The following is a 3,177-nucleotide window of genomic DNA, read 5'->3' as shown; positions in this document are numbered from 1 at the left end:
GGCGGGCGCGGTCGCGCCGAGCGAAGACCCGCGCCTGGTGACGGTGCAGCTGCTGCCACCCGGGGCGAAGGCCGCAGGCATTGCCGCCGATTGCGTGGCCGATTCACCGGCCGCGTGGGAGGCACTGGCGCTCATCGCGGGCACCGACCAGCTCGCGGGCATGCAGCTGATCGCCGACCGCGACGGCTGGCTGCGCGTGCGCGGCCAGCCGGGACAGGCCGGCTGGTCCGACGACGACCTGCTGTGCCGCAGCGACAGCCCGCCGGCCGTCTCGGCGAAAGGCGCCGTGCTGCCACCCGATGGCCTGGGCGCGCTCATCGCCCGCATGGACGCCGAGCCGGTGCGCTTCGTCAAGGGCGGCTTCATCCACTGATTTCTCTTTTTTTCATCGCTTCCTACGGAGAACGAACCCATGACCTCACACCTCAATCGATCGCGCCGCCAGCTGCTTGCCGGCGGCCTCGCCGCTGCCACGACCGCCACCTTGCCCGCCTTCGTCCGCGCGCAGGGCCGCCCGGTGCTCAAGGCCGGCGACCAGAAGGGCGGGCTGCGCGCGCTGCTCGAAGCGGCGGGCGGGCTCGAAGGGCTGGGCTACGACATCCAGTGGTCGGAGTTCCCGGCCGCCGCGCCGCTGGCCGAAGCGCTCAACGCGGGCGCGGTCGATTCGGGTCCGATCGGCGATGCGCCGCTGATCTTCGCGCTCGCGGCCGGCACGCGCGTCAAGGCCATCGGCGCGAACCGCTCGGACGCCTACGGCACGGCGGTACTGGTGCGGCCCGATTCGCCGCTCAAGAGCGCTGCCGAACTCAAGGGCAAGAGCATCGCCACCAACCGCGGCTCCATCGGCCACTACGTCACGCTCAAGGCGATCACGGCGGCGGGGCTGAAGCCCGAGGACGTGAACATCCGCTTCCTCGCGCCGGCCGATGCCAAGCTCGCGCTCACGCAAGGCTCGGTCGATGCCTGGGCCACCTGGGAGCCCTACACCGCGCTGGCCGAAATCAGTCGCCATGCGCGCGTGCTGGTCAGCGGACGCGGCCTGCTGCCGGGGCTGAGCTACCTCGCCGCGACCGACGCCGCCATTGCCGCCAAGCGGCCGGTGCTGCAGGACTTTCTGCAGCGCGTGGTGAAGGCGCAGCGCTGGTCGTACCGCAATGTCGATGCGTTCTCGGCCACGCTGGCACGCATCATCGGCATTCCGCCCGAGGCGGCGAAGCTGCAGTTCGAGCGCCGCCAGCAGCAGTGGATTCCCATCGACGCGCAGGTCATCGCCGACCAGCAGGGCACGGCCGATTTCTACCGGCAGGTGGGGCTCATCAAGCAGCCGCTCGACGTGAAGGGCACGTTCGACACCGGCTTCGGCACGGCGGCCTAGAACCGCCGTTCGAGCGCCTGCACGCGGAAGTCCTGCGGCGCGATGCCGTAGGCGCGGCGAAAGGCGCGGCTGAAGTCCGAGGCGCTGCGAAAGCCGGCGCCGTAGGCGATGTCGGTCACCATCACATGCGGGTAGCGCGCCAGGTCGCTCGCCGCCTGGCGCAGCCGCAGGCTGCGGATGTAGCTGCCCAGTCCGCCTTCATGCTGGAACATGCGGTACAGCGTGGGGCGCGGCAGCTGCAGCGCGGCCAGCACGCTCTCGGGCGTGAGGTCGGCGCGGTGCAGGTGCGTCTGCACATGGCGGCGCACGCGGTCGAACATGGCGGCGCGTGCCGCCGCGCGCGCGTTGCCGTCGAAGCCGGCCTGCTTGCCGAAGGCCGACACCACCAGCTGCGCGCCCGTGCGCACCGCGCTCTGGGCCGCCGCCGGCGTCATGCCGCCGATGTGGCGCGCCAGCGAGATCGCGTGCCCCGCCGCCAGCCGCGCCAGCGGCGTGGTGCAGGCCAGCGTGCGCCCGTGCAGGGCCTCGGGGTCGGGGAAGCTCTCCTGCACCAGCGCGCCGGGCACGAAGAAGGTGTGGACCCGGCAGTCGTGGCGCCGCATGCGCACCGGCTGGTTCATGTCCAGCGCAAGGATCGTGGGCGTGCCGGCGGGGGCGGGCGGCGCTTCGCCCTTGCGGCGTGCACCCGGCGTGGCCCGCACCCGCAGGTCGTCCACGCCGCCTTCCTCGAACACATGGAACACGAAGTCGCGCACGCTGTCGGTCGACACGCGGGCCAGCGAGCGCTCCAGCACCAGCGTGTCGGAGCGGCATTCGGTGAAGACCAGGCCGCCCACGTCGTAGCGGTCGATCGCGGCGTGGAAGGGGCGCTCGAGCGCGTCGCGCGAGGGCAGCGCGTCCATCACATGGCCGACGCGTGCGCGCCAGGCCAGGAACTGCCGGTCGGGCGGCTCTGCGTGCACGTCGAAATGGCTGTGCGCCACGCCCGGGGGACAGAGGGGGCGTTCGGGGGCCGTGGCGGCGCTGTGCGTCATAGGGCGAGGTCGGAGCGGCGCCAAGGGGCTGGAGGGTCCATGCCCGACAAATAGTACTAACTAAGCGTTAAAAATCACAGATTTTGCGAAATTCTCCCAAGAACTGAGACGGAAGGTCAAGGCTGTTTACAAAGCGACCTCAGGCTCGCAGCAGGCGTCCTGCATGGCAATTTCATTGCACAGGGACACTAGGTTTACTTTTCTCCCAGCGTTGATCGACCGAGCGAGCATTGACATGTCCAAAGGAAGCGCCGAGCTGCGTGCCATTTCGGAACTGGACGACGCACCGCCCTTGAGCCCCGCCGTGGCCGCGAATGCCGCGGCGCGGCTTTTTGCCCAGGCCAACCAGCTGGAGCTGGCCAACCTGATGGCGGCGGTCGAGCGCGGCGACGTGTGGGCGGCTGCGCGTACGGCGCGGCAGATCCTGTGCGACATCGAGGAGGCGGCCCTGGCGGCGCACGGGCTCGACCGGACGCAAGAAGAAACCGGCGACGAGGGCTTGCTCTCGCCGCGCGAACTCAAGGTGCTGGAACTCGTGGCCCAGGGCTGGAGCAACCGGCGCGTGGCCGAGGCGCTGCACCGCTCCGACAGCACGGTCGCCAGCCAGATCAAGAGCATCTACCGCAAGCTGTCGGTCCATTCGCGCACGCAGGCCGTGCACGAGGCCACGCGGCGCGGGCTGCTGCGCCCCTCGGGCGCGGCGCAGCGCCGGGTGATCAGTTTCCCGGGGTCCGGGCCCGCGCGCGGCTGAGCTCAGGCGGCCTTGCG

The 3,177-nt window shown here is 70.9% G+C and carries 3 protein-coding genes and 1 pseudogene; 3 read left to right on the top strand and 1 reads right to left on the bottom strand.

Annotation, left to right across the window (positions count from 1 at the left end):
- Both VBO01S_RS32950 and VBO01S_RS31160 read left to right on the top strand, forming a co-directional pair.
- Window positions 1-373 (top strand): annotated as a pseudogene (locus VBO01S_RS32950) (cytochrome c); the annotation flags it as partial.
- Between the two features lie 39 nt (window positions 374-412).
- The gene (locus tag VBO01S_RS31160; RefSeq protein ID WP_062483009.1) at window positions 413-1,375 is read left to right on the top strand and encodes an ABC transporter substrate-binding protein; all 963 of its coding nucleotides are present in this window, start codon (window positions 413-415) and stop codon (window positions 1,373-1,375) included.
- Here the strand turns inward: VBO01S_RS31160 and VBO01S_RS31155 are convergent.
- On the bottom strand, window positions 1,372-2,409 hold the full coding sequence (locus tag VBO01S_RS31155; protein WP_062483006.1) for an AraC family transcriptional regulator: 1,038 nt from the start codon (window positions 2,407-2,409) through the stop codon (window positions 1,372-1,374). The genes VBO01S_RS31160 and VBO01S_RS31155 overlap by 4 nt on opposite strands.
- A gap of 235 nt (window positions 2,410-2,644) precedes the next feature.
- On the opposite strand from VBO01S_RS31155, the gene VBO01S_RS31150 reads away from it, so the two are divergent.
- Window positions 2,645-3,160: a response regulator transcription factor gene (locus VBO01S_RS31150; protein WP_062483003.1), complete on the top strand. Its 516-nt coding sequence runs from the start codon at window positions 2,645-2,647 to the stop codon at window positions 3,158-3,160.
- Window positions 3,161-3,177 lie beyond the last annotated feature (17 nt).

This window comes from Variovorax boronicumulans NBRC 103145 (genome assembly GCF_001591345.1).
Classification (GTDB): domain Bacteria; phylum Pseudomonadota; class Gammaproteobacteria; order Burkholderiales; family Burkholderiaceae_C; genus Variovorax; species Variovorax boronicumulans.
This window is presented reverse-complemented; position numbering and strand designations above follow the sequence as displayed.